At 36.8% G+C, this 25,039-nt stretch carries 22 protein-coding genes and 1 CRISPR repeat array; of the genes, 3 read left to right on the plus strand and 19 right to left on the minus strand.

The window, feature by feature from the left end:
* The first annotated feature begins 6 nt into the window (after positions 1-6).
* From A6A10_RS08320 to A6A10_RS08330, 3 genes are all read left to right on the plus strand, one after another.
* A complete protein-coding gene (locus A6A10_RS08320) occupies positions 7-1,191 on the plus strand; it encodes a phospholipase D family protein (protein ID WP_170143768.1) in 1,185 nt (394 codons plus the stop codon).
* Positions 1,192-1,249: 58 nt separating this feature from the next.
* Positions 1,250-4,459: a carbamoyl-phosphate synthase large subunit gene (gene carB, locus A6A10_RS08325; protein ID WP_121124113.1), complete on the plus strand. Its 3,210-nt coding sequence runs from the start codon at positions 1,250-1,252 to the stop codon at positions 4,457-4,459.
* 338 nt (positions 4,460-4,797) lie between these two features.
* Complete coding sequence (locus A6A10_RS08330; RefSeq protein WP_121124111.1) at positions 4,798-5,217, plus strand: DoxX family protein; 420 nt, start codon at positions 4,798-4,800, stop codon at positions 5,215-5,217.
* Positions 5,218-6,178: 961 nt separating this feature from the next.
* Positions 6,179-6,742: a CRISPR direct-repeat array (repeat unit 36 nt; unit sequence GTTGTAGCTCCCGTTCTCATTTCGCTGTGCTACAAT).
* Positions 6,743-6,991: 249 nt separating this feature from the next.
* Here A6A10_RS08330 and cas2 read toward each other — a convergent pair.
* The 19 genes from cas2 to yceD form a co-directional block, all read right to left on the minus strand.
* Complete coding sequence (cas2, locus tag A6A10_RS08335; RefSeq protein ID WP_121124107.1) at positions 6,992-7,318, minus strand: CRISPR-associated endonuclease Cas2; 327 nt, start codon at positions 7,316-7,318, stop codon at positions 6,992-6,994.
* On the minus strand, positions 7,311-8,225 hold the full coding sequence (cas1, locus tag A6A10_RS08340) for a type II CRISPR-associated endonuclease Cas1 (protein ID WP_121124105.1): 915 nt from the start codon (positions 8,223-8,225) through the stop codon (positions 7,311-7,313). The genes cas2 and cas1 overlap by 8 nt, the downstream gene beginning before the upstream one ends.
* 60 nt (positions 8,226-8,285) lie before the next feature.
* Positions 8,286-11,462, minus strand: coding sequence for a type II CRISPR RNA-guided endonuclease Cas9 (gene cas9 / locus A6A10_RS08345; protein ID WP_121124103.1), 3,177 nt, complete (start codon positions 11,460-11,462; stop codon positions 8,286-8,288).
* A gap of 272 nt (positions 11,463-11,734) precedes the next feature.
* Positions 11,735-12,559: a bifunctional DNA-formamidopyrimidine glycosylase/DNA-(apurinic or apyrimidinic site) lyase gene (gene mutM, locus A6A10_RS08350; protein ID WP_121124101.1), complete on the minus strand. Its 825-nt coding sequence runs from the start codon at positions 12,557-12,559 to the stop codon at positions 11,735-11,737.
* A 138-nt stretch (positions 12,560-12,697) separates the two neighbouring features.
* Positions 12,698-13,990 (minus strand): branched-chain amino acid transport system II carrier protein, encoded by a 1,293-nt coding sequence (gene brnQ / locus A6A10_RS08355; protein ID WP_121124099.1) that lies wholly within the window; start codon positions 13,988-13,990, stop codon positions 12,698-12,700.
* Positions 13,991-14,105: 115 nt separating this feature from the next.
* Positions 14,106-14,834: a 3-oxoacyl-ACP reductase FabG gene (fabG, locus tag A6A10_RS08360; RefSeq protein ID WP_121124097.1), complete on the minus strand. Its 729-nt coding sequence runs from the start codon at positions 14,832-14,834 to the stop codon at positions 14,106-14,108.
* Between the two features lie 30 nt (positions 14,835-14,864).
* On the minus strand, positions 14,865-15,800 hold the full coding sequence (fabD, locus tag A6A10_RS08365; protein WP_121124094.1) for an ACP S-malonyltransferase: 936 nt from the start codon (positions 15,798-15,800) through the stop codon (positions 14,865-14,867).
* A gap of 52 nt (positions 15,801-15,852) precedes the next feature.
* Positions 15,853-16,557: an epoxyqueuosine reductase QueH gene (locus A6A10_RS08370; protein ID WP_121124092.1), complete on the minus strand. Its 705-nt coding sequence runs from the start codon at positions 16,555-16,557 to the stop codon at positions 15,853-15,855.
* Between the two features lie 8 nt (positions 16,558-16,565).
* On the minus strand, positions 16,566-17,549 hold the full coding sequence (gene ispB / locus A6A10_RS08375; protein WP_121124090.1) for an octaprenyl diphosphate synthase: 984 nt from the start codon (positions 17,547-17,549) through the stop codon (positions 16,566-16,568).
* Between the two features lie 146 nt (positions 17,550-17,695).
* On the minus strand, positions 17,696-18,970 hold the full coding sequence (locus A6A10_RS08380) for an HlyC/CorC family transporter (RefSeq protein WP_121124088.1): 1,275 nt from the start codon (positions 18,968-18,970) through the stop codon (positions 17,696-17,698).
* Between the two features lie 105 nt (positions 18,971-19,075).
* Entirely contained in the window at positions 19,076-19,855 is a 780-nt protein-coding gene (locus A6A10_RS08385; RefSeq protein ID WP_121124086.1) for a cytochrome C assembly family protein, read from the minus strand.
* Between the two features lie 116 nt (positions 19,856-19,971).
* Positions 19,972-20,271, minus strand: a complete 300-nt coding sequence (gene yggU, locus A6A10_RS08390; protein WP_121124084.1) for a DUF167 family protein YggU — start codon at positions 20,269-20,271, stop codon at positions 19,972-19,974.
* On the minus strand, positions 20,271-20,804 hold the full coding sequence (locus tag A6A10_RS08395) for a YggT family protein (RefSeq protein WP_121124082.1): 534 nt from the start codon (positions 20,802-20,804) through the stop codon (positions 20,271-20,273). Before A6A10_RS08395 ends, yggU begins: the two co-directional genes overlap by 1 nt.
* 126 nt (positions 20,805-20,930) lie before the next feature.
* A complete protein-coding gene (locus A6A10_RS08400; RefSeq protein WP_121124080.1) occupies positions 20,931-21,275 on the minus strand; it encodes a YggL family protein in 345 nt (114 codons plus the stop codon).
* Between the two features lie 31 nt (positions 21,276-21,306).
* Positions 21,307-22,053 (minus strand): tRNA (guanosine(46)-N7)-methyltransferase TrmB, encoded by a 747-nt coding sequence (gene trmB, locus A6A10_RS08405; RefSeq protein ID WP_121124078.1) that lies wholly within the window; start codon positions 22,051-22,053, stop codon positions 21,307-21,309.
* A 1-nt stretch (position 22,054) separates the two neighbouring features.
* A complete protein-coding gene (locus tag A6A10_RS08410; protein ID WP_121124076.1) occupies positions 22,055-23,005 on the minus strand; it encodes a beta-ketoacyl-ACP synthase III in 951 nt (316 codons plus the stop codon).
* A gap of 132 nt (positions 23,006-23,137) precedes the next feature.
* Positions 23,138-24,166, minus strand: a complete 1,029-nt coding sequence (plsX, locus tag A6A10_RS08415; protein WP_121124074.1) for a phosphate acyltransferase PlsX — start codon at positions 24,164-24,166, stop codon at positions 23,138-23,140.
* Positions 24,167-24,191: 25 nt separating this feature from the next.
* Positions 24,192-24,362, minus strand: a complete 171-nt coding sequence (rpmF, locus tag A6A10_RS08420; RefSeq protein WP_121124072.1) for a 50S ribosomal protein L32 — start codon at positions 24,360-24,362, stop codon at positions 24,192-24,194.
* 17 nt (positions 24,363-24,379) lie between these two features.
* Positions 24,380-24,904: a 23S rRNA accumulation protein YceD gene (gene yceD / locus A6A10_RS08425; protein WP_121124070.1), complete on the minus strand. Its 525-nt coding sequence runs from the start codon at positions 24,902-24,904 to the stop codon at positions 24,380-24,382.
* Positions 24,905-25,039 lie beyond the last annotated feature (135 nt).

The following is a 25,039-nucleotide window of genomic DNA, read 5'->3' on the forward strand; positions in this document are numbered from 1 at the left end:
TTAATTATGAAATTTATTACTAAACAATCAACGCTTACTGCTAAATTTAATTCATTAGTAAATAAATATAAAAATATTTCTTTTGCAACTGCGTGGGCATCATCTAATCATCCAGCTTTTGAAACTCTTCTTATGAATAAGACTAAAATTCAATCCTCAACAGTAGGTATTCATTTTTATCAAACAGATCCTCAAGTATTAATCAAATTTAAAAGTAATAAACAAGTGAAAATCTCGTTACAAGCATCAGGTGTTTTTCATCCTAAAGTTTATTTATTTTGGAATGATGAAAATGATTGGGCTGTTTTATCTGGTAGTGCTAATTTTACTCATGGGGCATTTCATGGAAAAAATACTGAAAACATGATGTTTATAAACAGTGAGGATGTAGAAGATAATAAATTATTTAATGAGGTTAGTAATTTTTTAGATCAATGTTTTAAATCAGCAAAAGAAATTTCTAAAGAATATATTAAACGCTATGAAGAATTATATTCCGTAAAAAGAAAGAGTATTAATAAATTAACTGACTTTCAATCTAAAAGCATACTAAAAAATCCTGTGTTAGATAATGAAATTTTAACATGCTCTTGGGCAGAATATTTCCAAGAAGTAAAAAAAGATCCATATCACAATTTTAAAAGCCGACTAAAAATGCTTGAATTATTTCAATATTTATTTAAGTCACATGAAACATTCTCAATGATCAATGAAGATAACCGTAAATTTATCTGTGGATTAAAATGCTCTGATGAGAGAGCTCCTTGGTTTGGAAATTTACAAGCGAGAGGAACCTTTTCCAATAGAGTAAATACTAACAATAAAAAGCTAAGTTCCTTGATTGATGGTATTCCACTGGAAGGTAATATAAATAAAGAATTATTTATGCATTATGCTCATAATATTGATCATCTTTGCAAAGGAGAAAGAGAAACTTCCGTTGTAACAAGAATAATATCAATGAAAAGACCTGATTTGTTCATAAGTTTTAACGGAGCCAATAAAGGTATATTAAAAGATTTCGGAATATCTAGTAATAGTTTTTATGCTGAACGTTATTGGGATGAATTATTATCTATTATATATGAAACACCTTGGTTTAATAGACCAGAACCAAAAGATCCAGAAGAAAAATTAGCATGGAAATATAGAGTAGCTTTGCTTGATTGTATTTATTATAAGCCACAATAAAAATTAATATTGCTGAATAATTTCATATTTAACTAATTTCAAAATCAGAGAAAACAAAATGCCAAAACGTACAGATATAAAAACGATTTTAATTATTGGAGCGGGTCCGATTGTTATTGGGCAAGCGTGTGAATTTGACTATTCAGGAGCTCAGGCTTGCAAAGCATTGCGTGAGGAAGGTTATAAAGTGGTGTTAGTCAATTCTAACCCAGCAACGATTATGACCGATCCAAATATGGCGGATGTGACTTACATTGAGCCAATTGAATGGCGTACTGTTACCAAAATTATTGAGAAAGAACGTCCAGATGCGATTTTACCGACAATGGGTGGGCAAACTGCATTAAATTGTGCATTAGATCTTTCCCGTCACGGTGTATTAAAACAATACAATGTTGAACTTATTGGGGCGACCGAAGATGCGATTGATAAGGCAGAAGATCGTGGACGATTTAAAGAGGCAATGGCTAAGATAGGATTATCTTGCCCTAAATCATTTGTTGCTCATAGTTTTGAAGAGGCCTTAACCGCACAAAAAGAAGTGGGATTCCCAACCTTAATTCGTCCCTCTTTCACGATGGGTGGTTCTGGTGGCGGTATTGCTTATAATCAAGATGAATTTATGGCGATTTGTGAGCGTGGTTTTGAAGCCTCACCAACGCACGAATTATTGATTGAACAATCTGTCCTTGGCTGGAAAGAATATGAAATGGAAGTTGTTCGAGATAAAGCCGATAACTGTATTATCATCTGTTCAATTGAGAACTTTGATCCAATGGGAGTCCATACTGGCGACTCTATTACTGTTGCTCCAGCTCAAACTTTAACAGATAAGGAATACCAAATTATGCGTAATGCCTCTTTAGCGGTATTGCGTGAAATTGGGGTGGATACGGGCGGGTCAAATGTGCAATTTGCGATTAATCCAGAAAATGGCGAAATGATCGTGATTGAAATGAACCCTCGTGTAAGCCGTTCTTCTGCACTTGCTTCCAAAGCTACGGGCTTCCCGATTGCGAAAGTTGCAGCAAAACTGGCGGTAGGTTATACCTTAAATGAACTCCGTAATGATATTACTGGTGGCTTAATTCCAGCCTCTTTCGAGCCAACTCTAGATTATGTTGTGACCAAAATCCCTCGTTTTGCCTTTGAAAAATTTGCCAATGCGGATGATCGCTTAACTACTCAAATGAAATCCGTTGGGGAAGTCATGGCGATGGGAAGAACATTCCAAGAATCATTACAAAAAGCGCTACGTGGTTTAGAAACGGGGATTTGCGGGTTCAATTTGCTATCTGAAGAACCAGAAAAAATTCGTAGGGAATTAGCAAATCCCGGTCCAAACCGTATCTTATATGTTGCTGATGCCTTTGGTGCAGGATTCTCTCTAGAGGATGTTCATTATTATTCTAAAATTGATCCTTGGTTCTTAATTCAAATTCAAGATCTTGTTCAAGAAGAACTTAATTTAGAGAAAAAACAATTTAGCGATCTTGATCGTGAAGAATTACGTCGCTTAAAACGCAAAGGTTTCTCCGATAAACGTATTGCTGAATTAACCAAAGTCAGTGAAAAAACCGTACGTGATTATCGTCATAATTTAGGTATTTTACCTGTTTATAAACGAGTCGATACTTGTGCTGCTGAATTTGCATCAGATACGGCTTACCTTTACTCAACCTATGAAGAAGAGTGTGAGTCTAACCCAAGCGATCGTAAAAAAGTGATGATCTTAGGGGGCGGACCAAACCGTATCGGACAAGGGATCGAGTTTGATTATTGTTGTGTTCATGCTTCACTTGCTTTACGTGAAGCGGGCTATGAAACTATTATGGTGAACTGCAATCCAGAAACTGTTTCAACCGATTTCGATACTTCTGATCGCTTGTATTTCGAGCCTTTGACTCTCGAAGATGTGCTTGAGATTGTGCGAGTAGAAAATCCTTGGGGTGTCATTGTTCATTATGGCGGTCAAACACCATTAAAATTAGCCAATGCACTACACGAAAATGGTGTAAATATTATTGGAACTTCCGCAGATAGTATTGATGCTGCAGAAGATCGTGAACGTTTCCAACGTATTCTCAATGATCTCAATCTCAAACAACCCGCCAACCGTACGGCTCGTAATGCCTCAGAAGCGTTAGAGTTGGCGAATGAAGTCGGCTATCCGCTCGTTGTTCGTCCTTCTTACGTATTAGGTGGACGAGCGATGCAAATCGTTTATAACGATGAAGAATTGAATACCTATATGCGAGAAGCCGTTTCTGTATCTAACGATAGCCCAATTTTGCTCGATCACTTCCTAAATAATGCGATTGAAGTCGATGTGGATTGTATTTGTGATGGAAAAAACGTGGTTATCGGTGGCATTATGCAACACGTTGAACAAGCCGGTATTCACAGTGGTGATTCCGCTTGCTCACTTCCTGCATACTCACTAAGCGGTCAGATCCTTGATGAAATTCGCAGACAAACTAAAGAAATGGCGTTGGCCTTAAAAGTGAAAGGGCTAATGAACGTACAGTTTGCGGTACAGAATGATGTTATCTATGTACTTGAAGTCAATCCGAGAGCAAGTCGTACTGTGCCTTTCGTAAGTAAAGCAACAGGACAATCTTTAGCAAAAATTGCTGCACGAGTTATGGCAGGCGAAACCCTCGCTGAATTGAATGCATTGGAAGAGATTATTCCACACAAATACTTTGTTAAGGAAGCGGTATTCCCATTCATCAAATTCCCAGGTGTTGATACGATTTTAGGCCCTGAAATGCGTTCAACAGGTGAAGTGATGGGCATCGGTGAAACCTTTGCCGAAGCCTTTTACAAAGCTCAATTAGGTGCGGGAGAACGAATTCCAAAAGTTGGAAAAGTGTTTATGTCCGTTGTTGATCAAGATAAACCGACCTTATTAAATATTGCTAAACGTTTCCAAGAACAAGGCTATGGCTTATGTGCAACGTGGGGATCGGCTAAATTCTTACGAGAAAATGGTATTGCAGTGCAGACTATTAATAAAGTGAGAGAAGGGCGTCCACACATTGTTGATGCAATTAAAAATAATGAAATTGCATTAGTCATTAATACGGTAAGTGGGGATTCAGAGGTAATTGCAGATAGTCACTCTATCCGTCGCACTGCCTTACAGCAACGTGTGCCTATTTACACAACGATTGCTAGTGCTGATGCAATTTCTACAGCAGTAGAACATATCAATGAATTTGATGTGTATTCTATTCAACAGCTGCATGCAGAATTAACCAATTAAGTACCGCCAATATCGATAATAATCCTACCTGTCATTTATGGAGAGGTAGGATTAATCTATCACTTCCTATAATTAATTAAATTTTATTGATAACGATCAAATAATCTTGTGAAGACTCTCACAGCAGTTTTCAATACGCTTGAGATTTGGTATCGTTGCATTTGTAAAATGTTTGTAGCATTTTGTTATGCTTTTATAATGGCAATAAAACCTAATAACAAGAGCTTGTTACACATTTTTCATTTCAATCTTTTTTAAACACCACACTTCAATGTTGGATCTAAATGATAAATTAGTTACATATTTTGTAGCTGATAATTTTTAATGGAGAAAAATACATGTTTAATCCTAATGTAATTGTTAAAAATATTGTTACAAACCCAACCCTTTATGCATTAATAAATGTAGTTGCTCGTGCTCTTTTAGTTTATATTTTCCTTGTTTCTGGCGTAGGGAAATTTAATGGTTATGAGCTTACAGCTGAACATATGGAACATCTAGGTATTCCAGCTATATTACTTCCACCTACAATATTACTAGAAGTTGGTGGTGGATTAGCTGTACTACTCGGATTCCAAACTCGTATTCTTGCCTTAATTTTAGGTCTTTTCACATTAGTATCAGGTTTCCTTGTACATGGTGCACCAGGACAAGAAATTCAATTAATGAAAAACTTCGGTATTACTGGTGGCTTCTTAGCTATCATGTTACTAGGTGGCGGAGCTTGGAGTATTGACCGTTTCTTAGAAAGAAAATAATTTATTATTTATGCTACTTATATAGTTTGGTAAACATATAGCCTGCTATGTAAGTAGCAATATTTGGATACCCCGGATTAGTCTCAACATTGAAGTCAAAACTTTAAAAAGATTAGAACATAAGATTTTATTATCCTTTTCGTTTTAATATTAAAAATCAATCTATCTAAACCTAAACTATCTTATGAGCTAATAATGCCAGTTTATACGTACGTTTTCAAAACCTTTTAATTTAGCTTAATTATTACCTTTCTAGGAATGAATCTTTTGCATACATTCTAACTTAACATGTTAAATTTTAAGATATAAATCCTTAAAGTTTATTGACAATCATTATAAAAATTTATCCAATACTTTTAAAAAGAACACTTGGACACTAAAATGATTACATTATTACTTTTGCTTGCTACAAGTTTTATAGTTCTCAGTATAGGGTTAATTTTTATCATATTACCATTATGGGTTATATATGATGATTTCATCTCTACATATTATGAAATTGATCTTAATTCTGCTAGAGAAACACTAATTCCGAATATTGGTAGTGCCGTTATTTGGTACATCGGAGGATTTTTTCTATACAAATTTATTATTTCTTAAATTCTATTTAGGTAATTCACAATCAAATTTTCACTCATTCCAAAATCGACATGCTAAACAATATTTTGTTCCTGCTTGATGTCGACCATAATGTTCAGATGTACCAATAACTGCTCACAAGTCTCTGTACTAGATATTAAAGACTAGTAACTACACTCCCACTAACTAGCAATTAGCAATGTGTTGCCTGTATAATCTTTTTAGCTATTCTTTATATATAGCACAAAGATTACCACTTTTTACTTTCAAGTAAGCGTTCATTATCATCAGTTATAATGCAATTTCTAGGGTAAGCCAATCTCTACTGGTTCTCATTTCGCTGTGCTACAATATTACAAATAAAAATTCTAAAACGTGTTTGGTTGTAGCTCCCGTTCTCATTTCGCTGTGCTACAATTTCCAATAACGATTGCGTAACCATTCATCCGTTGTAGCTCCCGTTCTCATTTCGCTGTGCTACAATCTCGACCCTCTTGACGGGGTCAAATACGCTGTTGTAGCTCCCGTTCTCATTTCGCTGTGCTACAATTTGTCTCCGTTGAGTTAAACGATCTATCGCGTTGTAGCTCCCGTTCTCATTTCGCTGTGCTACAATCAAGAGTTTTTACAGTCAAAGAATATCAGGGTTGTAGCTCCCGTTCTCATTTCGCTGTGCTACAATTTTGCTTGTAATCCTAAGATTTTGTTGCTTGTTGTAGCTCCCGTTCTCATTTCGCTGTGCTACAATGTTTTTTGTCCTTTATAGTTAAACCAAGCCGTTGTAGCTCCCGTTCTCATTTCGCTGTGCTACAATTGATTTTGTAAGCCAGCTAAACATAGCTCTGTTGTAGCTCCCGTTCTCATTTCGCTGTGCTACAATAACTCTATCGGTCAATACGTAGGAATAGAAGTTGTAGCTCCCGTTCTCATTTCGCTGTGCTACAATAGATATGCCGATATCCCTTGTTATGTAAGGATTATCGGCATTTTTCTATCTCAAAAATTCCATTTATTTATTCCTAAAACTACTCAAAAATTACATTTTTTTAGCTAAATCCCACTTTAAAAACAGTTTGAAATTTAGACTATAACGTCCTTTTTCCCTTCAAAAAAAGGATTTTTTTTGCTTAAAAATAAATCAGTTAAACTTGTTTTTTTATGTTACATAGAAAATTTATTTTCTTTTAATAATCCATTAAAAAAGTAGCATTTGATTAGCATTCACTTTTTTCTCTTGCAATTTCAGTTTACCCAGTAAAATTTGCATATTGGCAAACTGTTTTTCTGTCACTTCTAAACAACGAATAGAGCCTTCTTCGGGTAAATGTTCGCGTAATCGTTTGTTATGCTTTTCTAGTGCATCTCGTCCCCTCACAATTCGACTATACACAGAAAGTTGGAGCATTTGATAGCCATCTTTCAGTAAAAATTGGCGAAATTGATTGGCTGCCCGTTGTTTCGCTTTAGTCGTTACAGGTAGATCAAAAAAGACAATAATTCGCATAAATTTTGCCTCACTCATACTGGTGTTCCTTTAGGGGTAACATTTCGGGTAATTTTAATAATTCAGCATTTTTAGCTTGTATCGCTTGTTGTAACGAACCAATAGTGCGATCAATCGCCGCCAACACACTGAATGTCTGCTCTTGAAACTGCATTTGATAATGTAATAACGACACCAAATTTTGCTTAGTTTTAGGGATTAAACCTTGCTCCAATTTATTCTCTTGCCATAAGTGCCATACACATAAATCTACCAATGGGCGAAAAGGCTCAATAAAATCATCAGCTAAATTAAATGGGTTCACTTCACTATGGTGAAATAATCCTAATGCGGGTAACCAACCATATAATACTAATGAGCGAGCAATGGCGGATCTCAAAATCGTGTAGGCATAATTCAAATGAGCATTAACGCTATTTTCTTGCCAACGCCGAAAATCTTTACCGAATGCGGTTTTAAAATAAAGTAGTGCGGCTTGAGCCTCAATATTTTCCTTATCGCCCGATTTCACTCGATTTGCCATACTATATAAAGTATTCGCTTGCTTAGGATGAGCAGATTGTTCTAAGACAAAGGCTTGATTACGAATTTTTTGCTGAACAATTTTTTGCCACAATTGCTTTTTCTGTGGTTGCGTTAATTCCATTTGCAATTTTAATATTTTTAATTGTCGATGATATTGGGCAAAAGGTAGCCACTGTCCACAAGGTAAAAATTGATTGTCGCAACTCATTAAGGTAATGCCATTTAACGCTAAAGCCGATAGCAAAGGGGCAGTAATTACCGTTTCCTTACTTTCAACCACAATTACCGCAATATCTTCCAAAGGAACAGAAAACTCCCCAATATCTTGCTGAATAAATAATTGCCCACGTTTTAGCGATAATTTCCCACCATTACTAATTAATATACTCCGCCAACTCATAACCATCCTCTCAATAGTAAATAAAAAAATGCCCCACTTTTTACAAAGCAGGGCATTGATTTAACGCACACCAAGACGTTTGGATTTTCGACAAGGTCGAATATTTTTACCTAATTCATCCACTTGGTATTTTTCAAAGTTGGGAATAAGTTTTACACCCACACTAGTATGAATCCCATTTTTTACTACATTTTTATTTAAATCGTGTTCTTTAATACTGATATTTCCTGTTGCTCTATCTAACCCACCAAAATAACCTAAAATTGCATTTTTCTTAGTCGTTACTTTAATAAGATCATTAGCAAATAATGAGAACTGAAATTCAGCGGTTTCATCCATTTCTTCCCATTCATCTTCTGATTTTCTCTGAATTACTGCTTTATTCGGCAAAATACCTTTAGCGACTTGCCAAGTATAAATTGGTACTAAGAAATATTTGCCTTTTTTCTTAAAGACATCCACTCGTACCATTGAGGCATTATCAGCAACGCCTGTTTCATTATGTACTAATACACCCGTTTTTTGTAATTGTTCGACCCTCACAGACTTAACCTGTTGCCCGCCTTTTTTATAAAATGGTTCAGCAAATGCTTTATTAGGATCATCGTTATATTGCATTAATTGCTCTTTAAGAGATTCATATAATGCTTGTTCTCTCTCTCGATTTACCATATTTTCAAGCTCTTTGAGTTTTAATTGAGTGAGAGGCACTTTAATCACGCTAATACCTTCATTAATTCGCTTAGCTGATTTGACGGTTTCCATATGCCCTTGCCCTGTTACTTTACGAGTGGGCGCTCTCGATACAAACAATGGCTGTACAAATTGATGATTAGCTTGAGGACGATCTGGCAAACGAATGACCAGATCTTCTTGTGGATTATCACTAAATACGCGAATTTCCGCCTCTTGTCTGAAATACTTCCAAGGTTCTGGAAAATGAATCCATTGAATTTCGCCCGTTGATTTATCAACCATTTCCCCCGAAAACACATCCATTTCTTTACGGCGAACAAAATCAGTAATTTTCTTTTGCATCGCCACCGTTGAACAAGCCACAACAATGGCATCAATAGCGTGATGGCGGTCATTTTCTTCCCGACTTTTGCTCATTCCCCAACGATGACGTAACAAGCTAGTAATTTGACCATTTGAGGCAAATACTCGGCGTTTACCTTTGCCTGTTAATAACATATTTTCTGCAATGTAATTACATAAGAAACGAGCCACATAGCGAGTATCATTCAGGTTCTTTTCTTTAAATCCTTTTTCATCAAGCTCTTTAGTTAATAATCGATGCTTTTTCTTTTGTGAAAAATAACTACCAAGAACTAATGAGACAAAATGTTTCCATTGTTCTGTATCCGCTTTTCCATCTAACCATTCATAAGGGGTTTTATTGCCTTTATTCTGGTTTTCGCCTGCTAACACAAGGACTTTATTATTGAAACTATCATCCCACGTACGAGAGAAAGGCAATGCGTGATCGATCTCCACATAGCCTTTTTCTAATAAGCGATTGAGATCTAGCCCTTTGCCTGAATATAAACATTTTCCGTGTTGTTGTTCATAGAGTCGCATTTTCAAAATATCTTTCGCTTTTGGCTCGCCGACAAAATTTGGGAACAGTTCTTTAAAGTGAGCGATAGCACGCAATTTATCTGCTTGATTTTCATTCTGACGTTTTTCAATCTCTTTTCTATCTTTATAAGATTTTCCCACTTCTCGACCTGTTTCAATATGTATTCGACAAGGCGAACCATAAAGACGAACCACGCCATTAATGATTTTGCGAGCTTGGGATAAACTTCTTAGTACAACAGGATTACGAATTTCATCGGCTGGGATAACAGGTAAATAACGTTCTTCTTGTTGCTCTTTCGCTCCATAATGATCGCCATAAACTTGTTTGCAAGCCTCATCGTAGCGTAACCCTTGTTCCATAAGCGGTAAGATCTTGCTTAAACTTTGCAAAGAAAGATGAATAAATCGATCGAAATTAAGATGCTCTAATAAAGTATTCAATACGTCAGTTGAAAGGCAACCATTGAGATACTGAGTGATATCCTCATCAGTTTTGTAGAGTGAAAAAGCCGTACCAATTTTATCTAAAAGATCAGGTTGCGTTTTTAGCCCTTCCCATTCTGTTTTTAGCCCATTACTTTCTAATGCTTTACGAATAGCGTGCCACGCTTTCATTTCCATCAATGTGGTATTCTCGGCATTATCTTTACGATAGCTGAGTCCTTTAAAGTGAGCCTGATCAGATAATCCTAATAATTTTCTAACTTGTGTATAGGTGAGTTTTGCTTTGAGATAAGGCTGTTCAATTAATATTGCTCGCTCTTCTTGTGATAAAGCACGCTCGCTACCATTTTCTAAAATGCGTAAATTATTTAGCTTGGTAAGCCATACAAAATATTCGGCACTGTAAGTGTTCTTAGCGGCTTTATATTCTTCTTTCTCAAGAGTACATTTTCCTAACATTTTTAAAATAGCTTCGCCCGACAAAGCTGGTTTTTGCCACATTAAAAGTTCCGTAAAGGCTTGCTCTAGTTCATTAGAAGTGTGAGGGTTCCCCAATTCTCGCTGTGCGTTGAATAATTGTCTCAATTCCTGTTTTAAATCTAAGCGACCAAAGGTGTGGGTATAAGCCCCTCGCTGATTGCGAATATGTCCTTCTTCTTCATAAAAATGTTTGAGGGCTAATTCTGCGGGTGTTCGATAATTTTTCTCTGCTAATAATTGATGATTACTATGTACGCCTGATAATAATGCGCCCAACTCTTTATTATCGGTTTTCGTTTCATTTTTTCGTTGGGATAAATAGCCTCGATGTTTCAATAAATGCAGTAGCACTGCTGCCCATTCTTTATTGGATAATAACTGGGTTAATCCTTTAACACGTAATTCCCACGTATTATGAGGCAAACTTTTTATAACCCTTGAAGATTCAAAATCGTCTTGGGTTAATATTCCCTCTTGCTTTAATAAACGTTTCGCCTTTAATAAACGGAATGCTCGACGACGAATTAAACGTCTTGTGCCTCGTTTTAAGCGTCGAGCTAATGCCAAAGATTCGCCTGTTTTGGGTACTTCTGCTCGTTCAAAGGTGCGTACACCTACATCAATTAGCCCAATCGGATTTTCTTCCCCATCAATTTCAACGACAGCCCAACCGACAGAAGCGATACCAATATCAAGCCCTAAAATATAATTTAATGTACTGTTATTCATCACAATTCTCTTATTCAGCTATTAAAAATTTTACTTATTTTTACCATAAAAATTCAGTAATGTTGACAAAATTTATACGCTTTTGTAGAATCGATCACGTTGTTGCACAGCGAAATGAGAACCGTTGCTACAATAAGGAATTCGTAAAGAATTACCGTAATGCTCTGCTCCTTAGGACTTCGGTTCTAAGGAGCATCATTTTATCTACTCTATCCAATTTCCACCCAACCTAACAAGCGGTCACTTTCTGAAAAAAATTTGCAAAATCAAATTTATCGCGGTAATTTCTGACATTTAGGGCAATAAAAACTGTTTCTTTGCCCGATTACTTTGGATTCGATGATTGAGCCACAATCGTAGCACTCCTGCCCTTTTCTACCATAAACTTTTAGTACTTGAGCAAAATAACCGGGTTTTCCGTCTGGTTGGATAAAATCTTTTAAGGTCGTTCCACCCTGTATAATTGCTTTCGTCAGTACATCTTTAATCACTTTGACTAATCGTTCTGCTTGCTTCGGTTTCAGATTTTGTGTCGCCATATCGGGATGAAGTCCCGCCATAAAGAGCGATTCACACGCATAAATATTCCCAACCCCAACCACTACGGCATTATTCATAATGAAATTTTTTATGGCGACGGTTTTATTGCGACTTTGTTTATAGAGGTAATCCGCATTAAACTCATCAGAAAGTGGTTCTAGTCCTAGTTTCTTGAGCAACTCAGCCTCTTCCGCTTTATTCGCCCATAACCACGCACCAAATTTACGCGGATCGTTATAACGTAAAATCGTGCCATTTGTGGTCACTAAATCCACATGATCGTGTTTACCGATTTCTTTTTCAGTTTCGGTATTTAATATACCTAATGAACCAGACATACCTAAGTGAATGAGAATATCGCCTTTATCTGTGTGAATAATAAGATACTTAGCACGACGATAAATATTGAGAATATTTGCGCCATCCATTGCTGATAGTTGATCACTCACAAGCCAACGTAACTGTTTTTGTCGGATAATAATTTGCTTAATAGTCTGCCCAACTAAATAGGGTGAAACACCGCGAACACTGGTTTCAACTTCGGGTAATTCAGGCATATATCCTCCAATATAAAACTGATAAATGTACTCTTATCATAACAAATTTACACACACTGACACGTTGAAATATACAAATAAAAAAGCACTCTCAAAATCTTTGGGAGTGCTTTTTAAGTTTAAAATCTAATTATAAAATTATTCAGTTTTCATTGCCTTAGCAATAACAAATCCAACCACTAAACCTACTACTGCAAATGGTAGCCATTCCATTGAATATTCTTTTAATGGTAAGCCATTAACAAATTCAACACCTGCAACAGAAAGGATTGAAACGACAGTTACTAAACCAAGTGCAAAACGTAACGCAAGTAATGGCAATTTAATAAATAAATTGACTAATAATAATGCCATAATTGTCATTGAAATTGGGTAAAGCACTAATAATACAGGTACAGATTTACTGATTACTGCACTTAATCCTTGATTTGAAAGCACAAAACTAATTAAAACAAATAAAATCGCATAGGCTTTATAAGAAATTTTAGGGAAGATTTCATTAAAGTATTCGCTGACCGCCACAACTAATCCAATCGATGTGGTTAAACAAGCTAAAGACACAATGATACCTAAGATCATGCGACCAAATTCACCGAAAGCTTGAGCCGTTACAGTATTTAAAATATAAGTACCAATATCTTGACCATTTGTTTTAAGTTCAGCAACCGTTTCTGCAGGTAATGCTGAGTGGTTACCAATCCAACCTAAAGAAATATAAATAAATCCTAAAGCCACTGCTGCTATAATCCCTGCACCAATGGTTTGTTTAATAAGTTTAGTTTGATTACTTGTTTTTGCTTTAATCGCATTTAATACAATGACCGAGAAAGCTAAGGAAGCTAACGCATCCATAGTTAAATAGCCCTCTAAAATACCTTGAACAAAGCTATTTTGTTCAATGGCTGGTGTCGATACGACTAACTCGTTATTAGAGAGCAAGAAATAAGCTTTCACAACTAATGCAATAATTGCAACAAGTAACACTGGCGTTAAAATCGAACCGATGCGATCTACTACTCTAGAAGGGTTTAAACTGATCCAAAGCGTAATACCAAAATAAATCACTGTAAATACCAGTAATGATACCGTTGTTGATTCGCCAATAAATGGAATAATTGCCATTTCATAGGCGGTTGCACCAGTACGAGGAATTGCAAAGAATGGACCAATCGCTAAATAAATTGCCACTAAGAATACGATTGAAAACCACGGATGGACTTTATTTAATGCTTCTTTATAGCCACCTTCATAGAAAGCACCAATAATAATACCTAATAACGGTAAACCTACGCCTGTGACAACGAAACCAATAATCGCTGTCCAAAAGTGTTCTCCGCTTTCTAATCCCAGTTTGGGTGGAAAAATAAGATTACCTGCGCCAAAGAAGATGGCGAATAACATAAAACCAATGATGAGTGTGTTTTTTTTCATAAGAGTAATGTCTCACTAATTATTCTTCTATTTTGGGAAGAAATTAAAAAATAAAAGAATCGAATTCTACAAATTGCAAAATTCGATTCCAAAACGACCGCTTATTATTTTGCGGTTAGTTCATATACAAGCCACCATTCACATGAATAGTTTCACCTGTAATATAGCCTGCATCTTCAGATGCTAAAAAAGCGACTGCTTTCGCAATATCCTTTGCTTGTCCCAACTGACCAGCTGGAATTTGACTTAAAATAGCATTTTTTTGCTCGTCTGTTAATTCTTCTGTCATATCTGTTGCAATAAAACCCGGTGCAACAACATTTACAGTGATACCACGAGATGCGACTTCTTTTGCTAATGCTTTTGAGAAACCGACTAAACCTGCTTTTGCTGCACAGTAGTTTGTTTGCCCTGGATTGCCACTTGACCCAACAACTGAACCGATAGTCACAATACGACCATGACGTTTTTTCATCATTGAACGTAACATTGCTTTAGATAGACGATAAACTGACGTTAAATTTGTTTGGATAATGTCAAACCATTCATCATCTTTCATTCGCATTAATAAATTATCACGGGTGATCCCTGCGTTATTCACTAAAATATCAATATCGCCAAACTCAGCTTTAATGTGAGCAAGCACTTGCTCAATTGATTCTTCATCAGCCACATTCAATACAAGTCCTTTACCCTTTTCGCCTAAATAAGCAGAAATAGTTTCCGCTCCTTTTTCTGATGTCGCTGTACCAATAACAAAAGCCCCTTTAGCCACTAACTCTTCTGCGATTGCTTTACCAATACCACGGGTTGCACCCGTTACTAATGCGATTTTATTTTGCATATTTAACTCTCTACCTTTTTCTTATTTTAATTAAAAACTCACTGCATCTAATGAAGCTACGTCATTGACTGCTTGTGCTGAAATATCAGCCACAATACGTTTTGCCAATCCCGTTAACACTTTATTTGGCCCAATTTCATAAAGTGTTGTCACACCTGCTTCCGCCATTTTTTCTACCACTTCAGTCCAACGCACAGGGCTATATAATTGACGAATTAAGGCATCACGAATCGCATCTGCTTCATTCTCAATCGCAACATCCACATTATTAATCACTGGTACAAGCGGTCGGGAAAATTGAATATTTTGCAATGTTTCTGCCAGTTTATCCGCGGCTGGTTTCATTAATGCACAATGTGAGGGAACGCTCACTGCTAATGGTAATGCACGTTTAGCTCCTGCTTCCTTACATAAAGCCCCCGCTTTTTCTGCCGCTGTTTTTGTTCCTGCAATCACAACTTGCCCTGGTGAGTTAAAGTTTACCGCTGAAACGATTTCACCTGTTTCTTGTTGAGCTTGTTCGCACGCTTTGATAATTGATTCATTATCTAATCCAATAATAGCAAACATTGCCCCTGTACCCGCTGGTACAGCTTCTTGCATTAACTGACCACGCAATTCCACTAATTTAATCGCATCTTGGAAATCTAATGCACCTGAGCAAACTAAGGCAGAATATTCACCCAAGCTATGCCCTGCCATTACTGTTGGGTTATGTTCTGGGAATTTTTCTTGCCATACTCGGAAAAGCGCCACAGAGGCAGCAAGTAATGCAGGTTGAGTACGATGAGTTTGATTTAATTCTGTTGCTTCACCATTTTGAACTAAATCCCATAAATCATAACCAAGCACTTCACTCGCTCGTTGAAAAGTTTGTTCAATTACGGGATATACAGGTGCTAAATCAGCTAACATACCAATTGCTTGTGAACCTTGCCCCGGAAATACCATTGCAAATTTAGACATTATTTTTTCCTTTTAAATTTTTGCAAAACAAATGCGATATCTCACCGCTTGTTTAATCTGCTGAATAATAAAGTTTACCAATTTCAATTTTTTGGCGACCATTTGCTTCACGCCATTTGTTTGTATCTCGAAGTGAGTAAACGCATCCACAATATTCTTGTTGATAAAAATGCTCACGTTTACTGATTTCAATCATACGTTGTGAACCGCCACCTTTACGCCAGTTGTAGTCCCAATAAACTACATCATCATATTTTTCTGCTGCACGATGACCGCATCCATTGATTTGGTTCATATCTTTCCAACGAGAAATGCCTAAACAGCTTGTGAATACAGGGAAACCATGTTCATGAGCATATTCTGCGGCTTTTTCAAAACGCATATCAAAGCACATGGTGCAACGAATACCACGTTCTGGCTCATTTTCCATTCCTTTAGCTCGATCGAACCAATTTTGACGGTCATAATCGGCATCAATAAATGGAATACCCCATTTTTCTGCGAAACGGATATTCTCTTCTTTACGGATTAAATATTCTTTGAGTGGGTGAATATTTGGATTGTAGAAATAGATGGTAAATTCAATACCAGAAGCATGAATTGCTTCCATCACCTCGCCAGAGCAAGGCGCACAGCAAGAGTGGAGTAATAATTTATTATGCCCATCGGGTAGAGAAAGTTTCTCACGGACAAAAGGTGCGTTAGGATCTTTGCCCTTACGCGTTTTTTTTACTGGTGCTTGTCTTTGTTCTGTCATTATTTTTCCTAATAAGCACGATCGACGGAGAGATAAGCTAAAGAAACTAAAGCTTGTTTATAGTCACTTTCAGGTAACATCGCAATCGCATCCACTGCCTTTTTTGCTTCTTCTTTCGCGCGTTGCATTGCGTAATCAAGTGATCCATGTTCCGCCATAATCGCTAAAATTTCATCTAAGGCTTCACGTTTTCCGCCTTGTTCAATCGCTTCTCGAATGAGTGCAGATTGTTGTTCATTACCGTGACGCATTGCGTGTAATAATGGTAATGTTGGTTTACCTTCGGCGAGATCATCGCCAATATTTTTACCTAATTTTTCCGCATTGGCACTGTAATCTAAAATATCATCAACTAATTGGAAAGCTGTTCCTAAGTATCTGCCATAATCTTTTAATGCGGTAACGCCTTTTTCATCAGCGCCTGCAACGATTGCCGCACATTGTGTAGAGGCTTCAAATAAACGGGCAGTTTTACTGTAAATCACCTGCATATAATTTTCTTCAGTAATATCAGGATCATTCACATTCATTAATTGTTGAACTTCCCCTTCGGCAATCACATTCGTTGCATCTGACATCACTTGTAAAACTTCAAGGGATTTCAAACTCGTCATCATTTGGAACGCACGAGTATAAATAAAGTCTCCCACAAGCACGCTTGCAGCATTACCAAATTCAGCATTCGCTGTTGCTCGGCCACGACGCATATCAGATTCATCAACCACATCATCATGCAATAACGTTGCGGTATGAATAAATTCCACAAAAGCTGCACAAGTAATATGCTGAGTACCTTTGTACCCCAAAGCATTCGCTGATAAAACTGCAATTAATGGGCGAATGCGTTTTCCCCCTGCACTCACAATGTAGTGCCCTAATTGATTAATTAGAACAACATCTGAACTTAGCTGTGAAAGGATAGCTTGATCGACCGCCTGCATGTCAATTTTAGCTAGTGCAGAAATTTGTTCCTGTGTAAGTTGTTTTGTCATCAGTATGATCTTTATATAAGTGTATAAAATAAGATAGGATTTTACCCTAATGTGTATAAGGCTTCAAAATAAGATTTACTAAAAATTACTGTTCCGATGAGGAAATACGAAAAAGGGAATAGCCTATTCCCTTTTAAAATTCATCTTTATTCGTTGTCATCGCTTTGAGGAATAGGTTCCACTCTCGCAAGTTTAACCATATTATCACTCACTTCTAATACGATAACTTTCAAATTAAACAGTGTAAATTCAACGCCTTCATCTGGAATTTTTTCCAAATGCTCAACAATCAATCCGTTGAATGTTCTCACCTCATCAACTGGCAAATGCCAATTAAAGAGCTTGTTTAAATCACGTAAATTAGCCGATCCTTCAATTAGAACCGTACCATCTGATTGTGGCTGGACCTCTTCCTCTAAGGTTGGTGCAGCAGAAGTGGTAAACTCCCCGACAATTTCTTCGAGAATATCTTCAAGGGTCACTAACCCTTTTATATCGCCATATTCATCAACCACTAACCCGATTCTTTCTTTGTTCGATCTAAAGTTCATTAGCTGAGTAGTCAGTGGCGTATCTTCAGGAATAAAGTACGCTTCATCAACGGCTCTTACGAGCATTTCTTTGGTAAATTCATTTCTGTCTAGCATTAAACGAAACGCTTCTCTAACCCGTAAGATGCCAAGAATGTTATCCATATTGCTCTTATAGATCACAACCCTTGCATGAGCAGCCCCCGTTAATTGACGCATGATCGATTTCCAATCATCATCAATATCAATCCCACCGATGTCATTACGTGGAACCATAATGTCATCCACGGTTACTTTTTCCATATCTAAAATGGACACTAACATTTCTTGGTGAGCACTTGGAATAAAACGCCCTGCTTCTAATACTACACTGCGTAGTTCTTCTGCACTTAATCCCGCTTTTTCTGATTTACGGATACGCAGTAATTTCATTAATCCGCTGATTACCAAATTCATTAAAAAAACAACGGGTAATAATAAACGTCTTAATGGTAATAAAATATAACTCGCCGTAAAGCCCACTTTTTCTGGATAAATTGCTGCAATCGTTTTAGGTAGAATTTCAGCAAAAACAAGCATGACTAAAGTTAGCAAGCCTGTTGCAATGGCAACACCTGCATCACCAGACAATCGCATACCAATCATGGTGGCAATAGCAGAAGCAACAATATTTACTAAGTTATTACAGATTAAAATTAAACTCAGTAAGATATCTGTTTTTGCTAATAATTTTTCTGTTTGTTTAGCGCCACGATGACCTTGTTGTGCTAAATATCGCATGCGATAGCGATTTAATGACATTAAACCTGTTTCAGAACTAGAGAAGAAACCAGATAAGACAAGAAGAATAGCTAATGCGATAAATAAGCTACTCAGGGGGATACTTTCCAATGCAATATTCCTATATTGATTAAACGAACAAGCGGTAAGATCTTCGATATTTTTCGCAAAATATAGTTGTTATCTCACCGCTTCCTAAGGTACTAGACTAAGCAACTAGACCAATCTACTGCCAAAATAGGCAACAGTAAGGAGCATGATACCCGAAATTGAATAAATTAGCACCCGATTTCCACGCCAATGTAACTTCCATAATCCTAAAAGTAAAATGCTATACACTATCCAAGCAATAAAAGAAAAAATTGCTTTGTGAATATGTTCTGGCGCAAAAAAATCATGTAAATAAATCATACCTGTCACAAGTGTAACTGTGAGTAAGGCTTGAGCAATTAATATTAACATAAAGAAATGACGCTCTACTGTCATTAAAGGGGGCAGTAAAGGTGAAAAACTCATTTTTTTACGTTTTAGGCGAGAATCTAACCATTTCTGCTCTATCGCATAGAGTAACGCCATAAAGAATAATGCATAAGACAAAATGGCAATAGATAAATGAAAAAGCAATCCTGTATTTTCGGTTAATTGTTTAACCACAGAACCTGATATAAAACTAGATAAAGCAACGGATACGATACCTAATGCGTAGATGATAGATAATGGTAACCAAACTGTTTTCCAACGAGGTAATGCTAATGTAGCGATAAAACTTAAACTCAAGCTAATCATGGATGAAACATTCATAACAGTGAAGTTTTGCCCTTCGCCAACGAAGAAAAGTTGAGATAAATTAATTAAGTGAAAAATAACCGCAACAGATCCCAATCCTAATACCGCTTTGATATTCAGCATTTTACTGGTATCAATATGAGCAAGGGTTGGCACAATCCACAATAATGCACCTAAATACGCCACAATGGCTAAAATCGCAAATAACATATTGGTTACTCTATAAATAAGAATAGTTTTTAACTAGATACAACGTTATCAGTTTTCGTCTTTTTTGGCTATAAAGAACAAAGGATTTCATTAGATAGACAAAAAAATAAATGCTATCAACCTTTAATTAGTAGATTAATTTCTTCTGGTATAACTTTCGGCTCTGGTACAAAAATCTGTTTATGCCGTTGTAATTCGCCTTTCTCTAAGACGATACTGCTTTTAGGTACTTTAAATAATTTACTAAGATATTTAAGTAAGTGAGCATTTGCTTTGCCATCAATCGGTGGTGCAGTAATTGCGATTTTTAGCTCATTATCATGTAAACCCACAATCTGATCTCGGCTTGATTTTGGCTGTAAAAAAATCCGTAGGCGGATACCGTACGGATTTTCAGAAAATTCAACTGCCTGCATTAAGCAACTGCCCATAATTGACCAAACACTCGGTAAAGTCCGCTGTTGATCAGTAACAATCCAAAGCCTAATACCATGACTGAAAAATCTAGCATACCAGTACGCGGTAAAATCTTACGAATCCATTTTAAAACAGGTTCGGTAATTTGTGCCACCGTATAATCTAATGGATGGTTACCTTGTGAAATCCAGCTCATTAAAGCTCGAATCAAAGTAGTAAAGAATAAAATTTGCCCGAAAGTTTTAACTACACTTAATAAACCAATTAATACTGCACGTGGGACGTCCACACCAAATAATATGAACTGAAAAGTAACCAATCCAACGGCAATTAATAACGCAGCGAAATTGATACCTTTTACGGTCGGAATTAGCTTACTTACAGGAATTACTGCAGGATTTGTTAATCGCATTAATGTTTGTGAAATCGGTATGTAAGGGTCAACTCGACAGAATTGTAACCAAGCGCGTAATACCAACACAAAACCAAAAAAGCTAATAACAATCGAAATAATTGGGGCTAAAACGTCCATATAATTCCTTTCTTCTCACACCTAATATACTTATAGTTAGGAACACAAGCGGTAAGATTTGTTCATTCTTTTGCAAAAAATTAGCAATAAGTTACCGCTTCACAATGTAACAACAACGTCACACGACTATGCATTGATAGGTAAATCCCACCAGATATCAAATAAATCACTCACTTCAATTTCAACTAAACCGTTATCTTCTAACCATTTTTGAACTAATTGACGATGAGATTCATCGCACTTACCGCATTTTTCTAAACAAACTAAGCCTTCCCAATGTAAATAGCCACTACCTTCGTAAGCTAATCCATTTGGACGGATCACTTCTTCAATAAAACGATCAACGATCATATCAATTTGATCAATGCCTGTACCTTCTGCGAATTGAAACTTCACTAAAAAGCCCAATTCTTGGAACTCTGCAAGGTGCATTTTTTTACGCTGTCTGCGATTACGTGCTGGTTGAGTCATAATTACTTCTCCTGTTCTGTAATAGATAAATCTACTGTTTTAAAAAATATAAATCCCAAACGCCATGTCCCATTTTTTGTCCTCGTTGCTCAAACTTAGTTAGTGGACGAAAATCAGGGCGAGGAATAAAATCCCCCGTGTTTGATTGATTTGTTAATTGTGGGAATTGACGTAATACTTCAAGCATATGCTCTGCATAATTTTCCCAATCTGTTGCCATATGGATAAACCCATTATCTGCAAGTTTTTCTAATACTCGCTCAATAAATGCAGGTTGCACAATACGGCGTTTATGATGTTTCGCTTTTTGCCATGGGTCAGGGAAATAAAGTTGTAACCCACCTAAACTATGATCAGCAATACTATCACGTAAAATTTCTGTCGCATCGTGACAGATAACACGCAAGTTTTTCACTTGTTTTTCTACAGCATACGCAATGCAAGCCCCAACACCAGGGGTGTGAACTTCAATCCCAATATAATTACGATCAGGATTTTGTTCTGCCATTTCCACTAATGATTTTCCCATACCGAATCCAATTTCAAGGACAACGGGATTGCTATTGCCAAAAATAGCAGAAAAATCAAAAGGCATATTTTGATAATCTAAACCGAAAGCCTGCCAATTATTGTTCATCATATCACGCTGATAATCACTTAATCGTCCAGTGCGTAATACGAAGCTACGTACTTTACGTAAATAGCGACCATCAGCAGTAAATTCAGCTTGTTCTACAGTTTTTCGTTTTTTGTCAGCAAAAGTCACAACGTCAGACATCTTAAAATCTCACCAATGCTGAACCCCAAGTCCAACCGCCACCAAATGCTTCTAGTAGCAATAATTGTCCTCGTTGAATTCGACCATCACGCACCGCTTCATCCAGCGCCACAGGAATGGTCGCAGCACTCGTATTTGCATAACGATCCAATGTTACTACCACTTGAGACATATCCATTTCTAATCTTTTGGCTGTTGCTGCAATAATACGTAAATTTGCTTGATGTGGAACAAGCCAATCAATTTCAGATTTATCTAAATTATTATCCACCAATGTTTCTTCAACTACTTCTGCTAACTGACGCACTGCAAGTTTGAAGGTTTCATTGCCATGCATAGAAATAAAACCAGATTTCTCATCATCTCTTTGTGCATGAGGTAAAATAAGCATCTCACTTTTTTCAGGTGAAGCGTGTAAGTGTGTTGAAATAACGCCCTCTTCTTCACTTGCTTCCAAGATTACAGCACCTGCACCATCCCCAAAGAGAATAACAGTACTGCGATCTGTTTCATCTAAACTGCGAGAATTGAGATCTGAACCAATTACTAATGCTTTTTTTACTTTGCCAGTACGAATAAATTGATCAGCAACACTTAATGCATATACAAAGCCTGTACATGCTGCAGCAACATCAAACGCAATCGCATCCTTAATCCCCAATAAACCCTGTACTTGACAAGCTGCACTTGGATAAGCGTGAGAATTAGTTGTTGTTCCAACAATGATAAGATCAATCTCTTGTGGATCCAAATCAATTCTAGATAAACATTGTTTTGCTGCCTCAGTTGCCATTGTTGATGCAGTTTCATGAACTTCTGCAATACGGCGTTCTTTAATTCCTGAACGAGTTGTAATCCATTCATCAGACGTATCTACCATTTTCTCTAAATCTGCATTTGTGCGGATTTTTGTTGGTAGATAACTACCCGTTGCTACAATCTTGCTATACATAATCTGTTCTCAAAATAACTTATCTTGTCTTTATATTCTTTCATTATAACGGTAAAAGTATCAAAAGAGTAGGTAAAACCATCTAAGCAATAAATGGATAAAACCTACACCCTACACCAAAACCAATACACATTAATGACTTAAATTGTCTAATCCTACCGAAATCTTACGAGGTATTTCCCCTCGTATTTGAGAAATCGCATATTCGATCGCATAGTAAAATGCATTGATATTTGCTCCGCCATGACTTTTCACAACTACAGAGGACAATCCAAGTAAGGTTGCACCATTGTGACGATCAGGATTAATTTTCTGTAATTTACGGTAATAATGATGAAACATTAATTTAAGTAAATAACGTTTGCTATTATGGCAAAAATGCGAATCCTCTGTGGGTTTCTTAAAGAAGGAAAAGGTATTCTTTACCGCCCCTTCTAACGTTTTCAATGCAATGTTACCGTTAAAACCATCACACACAATCACATCTGACACATGATTCATTAACTTATCACCTTCAATATAACCAATATAATTCAGATGATTGGCTAATTTTAGTGCCTGATGAGCCTCTCTAATTTGTCTTGTCCCTTTATTATCTTCCGTACCTATATTCAATAACGCTAAACGAGGATAGACTAAATCAAGTAACGTTTGTGCAAAAATATTCCCCATTTCTGCAAATTGAAGTAATAATCGACTATCTGCTTCAACATTTGCCCCCAAATCAAGCATTACACTGGACTTACCATTCAATGTTGGAATAAGAGAAGTTAATGCAGGACGAGTAATTTCTGGCAATAACGAAATTTGTTGCTTTGCCAACCCCATCAATAACCCTGTATTTCCACCACTCACACACCCATCTGTCTCACCTTGAGCGACAGAGTGTACCGCAAGATACATCGAACTTCCTTTACTTTGGCGTAATGCTTGTGTAAAAGGTAGAGCTTCATCAATCAGCTTAGGGGTGTGAACCAGTTGAATTCTTTGTTGATATTCCGTTGGTAATCTTGTTAGCAAAGGTGTAACCATTGCTTGATCACCAAAGAGAATAAAAGAAAGCGTTGGATGATGTTTTAGGGCTAATGATATGGCAGGAATAGTAACACGGGGACCGAAGTCCCCGCCCATAACATCTAACGCTAAGGTTAGACGAGTCAAATTATACCTCGAAAGATAAACTTGATTATTTATTAATTACTTTACGACCACGATAGTAACCGTCAGCAGTTACATGATGACGTAAATGAGTTTCACCCGTCACTTTATCTACTGATACTGCAGCAGTTGTTAAAGCATCGTGTGAACGACGCATATCACGACGTGAACGAGATTTTTTATTTTGTTGAACAGCCATTGGCTATACTCCTAGATCTAGTTTTTCTTTAAATTAGCTAATACAGCGAACGGGTTAGGCTTTGTTGCCAACTCTTCTGGCAAAGCACCAAAAACCTGTTCAGCCACGGACACTTCACAGTGTTCAGAATCATGCATCGGGACTAAAGGCAGAGCAAGGATAAACTCATCCTCAATCATATCTAGCAAACTTATTTCACCAAAAGAATCTACTTCTATTGGGTCATAAATCTCGGGCAAATTGTCCGCCTGATCCATGTTTGACACAGGACTGAAACAAAAAGAACAGTCTAGTGTTTGTGTAAACGGGTTACCACAACGCTGACAGTCAAGTTCCACATCAACTGTTGCTGTGCCTTTAATCACAGTCAGACGTTGTGGATCAACATATAACGAGAGAGTAACTTGTGCATCGCTTAGCACTGAACTAACAGATTCACCCAAACGACTAAATAGGCTACGAGTAACATAACCATCATAATCCATTCGACGCTGAGCGTCTTTATATGGGTCAATAGTTAGGGGTAATTTTACCTTTTGCATAGGGTGCGAATATTACAGTTCGTGAGCAAAATAGTCAAAGGGAAAATAGGTGATTTTGCAGAAATTATTGTTTTTGTAATAATAAAAATAATAAAAAATGGGGAAGATCCCCATCTTTTATGTCCATACACATTA

The sequence above is a fragment of the Otariodibacter oris genome, assembly GCF_009684715.1.
GTDB classification, from domain to species: domain Bacteria; phylum Pseudomonadota; class Gammaproteobacteria; order Enterobacterales; family Pasteurellaceae; genus Otariodibacter; species Otariodibacter oris.

Coding starts and splice junctions, on each gene's coding strand:
- A6A10_RS08320 (WP_170143768.1), top strand. CDS start 7: ATGAAATTTATTACTAAACAATCAACGCTTACTGCTAAATTTAATTCA.
- carB (WP_121124113.1), top strand. CDS start 1,250: ATGCCAAAACGTACAGATATAAAAACGATTTTAATTATTGGAGCGGGT.
- A6A10_RS08330 (WP_121124111.1), top strand. CDS start 4,798: ATGTTTAATCCTAATGTAATTGTTAAAAATATTGTTACAAACCCAACC.
- cas2 (WP_121124107.1), bottom strand. CDS start 7,318: ATGAGTGAGGCAAAATTTATGCGAATTATTGTCTTTTTTGATCTACCT.
- cas1 (WP_121124105.1), bottom strand. CDS start 8,225: ATGAGTTGGCGGAGTATATTAATTAGTAATGGTGGGAAATTATCGCTA.
- cas9 (WP_121124103.1), bottom strand. CDS start 11,462: ATGAATAACAGTACATTAAATTATATTTTAGGGCTTGATATTGGTATC.
- mutM (WP_121124101.1), bottom strand. CDS start 12,559: ATGCCTGAATTACCCGAAGTTGAAACCAGTGTTCGCGGTGTTTCACCC.
- brnQ (WP_121124099.1), bottom strand. CDS start 13,990: ATGAAAAAAAACACACTCATCATTGGTTTTATGTTATTCGCCATCTTC.
- fabG (WP_121124097.1), bottom strand. CDS start 14,834: ATGCAAAATAAAATCGCATTAGTAACGGGTGCAACCCGTGGTATTGGT.
- fabD (WP_121124094.1), bottom strand. CDS start 15,800: ATGTCTAAATTTGCAATGGTATTTCCGGGGCAAGGTTCACAAGCAATT.
- A6A10_RS08370 (WP_121124092.1), bottom strand. CDS start 16,557: ATGACAGAACAAAGACAAGCACCAGTAAAAAAAACGCGTAAGGGCAAA.
- ispB (WP_121124090.1), bottom strand. CDS start 17,549: ATGACAAAACAACTTACACAGGAACAAATTTCTGCACTAGCTAAAATT.
- A6A10_RS08385 (WP_121124086.1), bottom strand. CDS start 19,855: ATGTTATTTGCGATTTTAGCCATTGTGGCGTATTTAGGTGCATTATTG.
- yggU (WP_121124084.1), bottom strand. CDS start 20,271: ATGCAGGCAGTTGAATTTTCTGAAAATCCGTACGGTATCCGCCTACGG.
- A6A10_RS08395 (WP_121124082.1), bottom strand. CDS start 20,804: ATGGACGTTTTAGCCCCAATTATTTCGATTGTTATTAGCTTTTTTGGT.
- A6A10_RS08400 (WP_121124080.1), bottom strand. CDS start 21,275: ATGACTCAACCAGCACGTAATCGCAGACAGCGTAAAAAAATGCACCTT.
- trmB (WP_121124078.1), bottom strand. CDS start 22,053: ATGTCTGACGTTGTGACTTTTGCTGACAAAAAACGAAAAACTGTAGAA.
- A6A10_RS08410 (WP_121124076.1), bottom strand. CDS start 23,005: ATGTATAGCAAGATTGTAGCAACGGGTAGTTATCTACCAACAAAAATC.
- rpmF (WP_121124072.1), bottom strand. CDS start 24,362: ATGGCTGTTCAACAAAATAAAAAATCTCGTTCACGTCGTGATATGCGT.
- yceD (WP_121124070.1), bottom strand. CDS start 24,904: ATGCAAAAGGTAAAATTACCCCTAACTATTGACCCATATAAAGACGCT.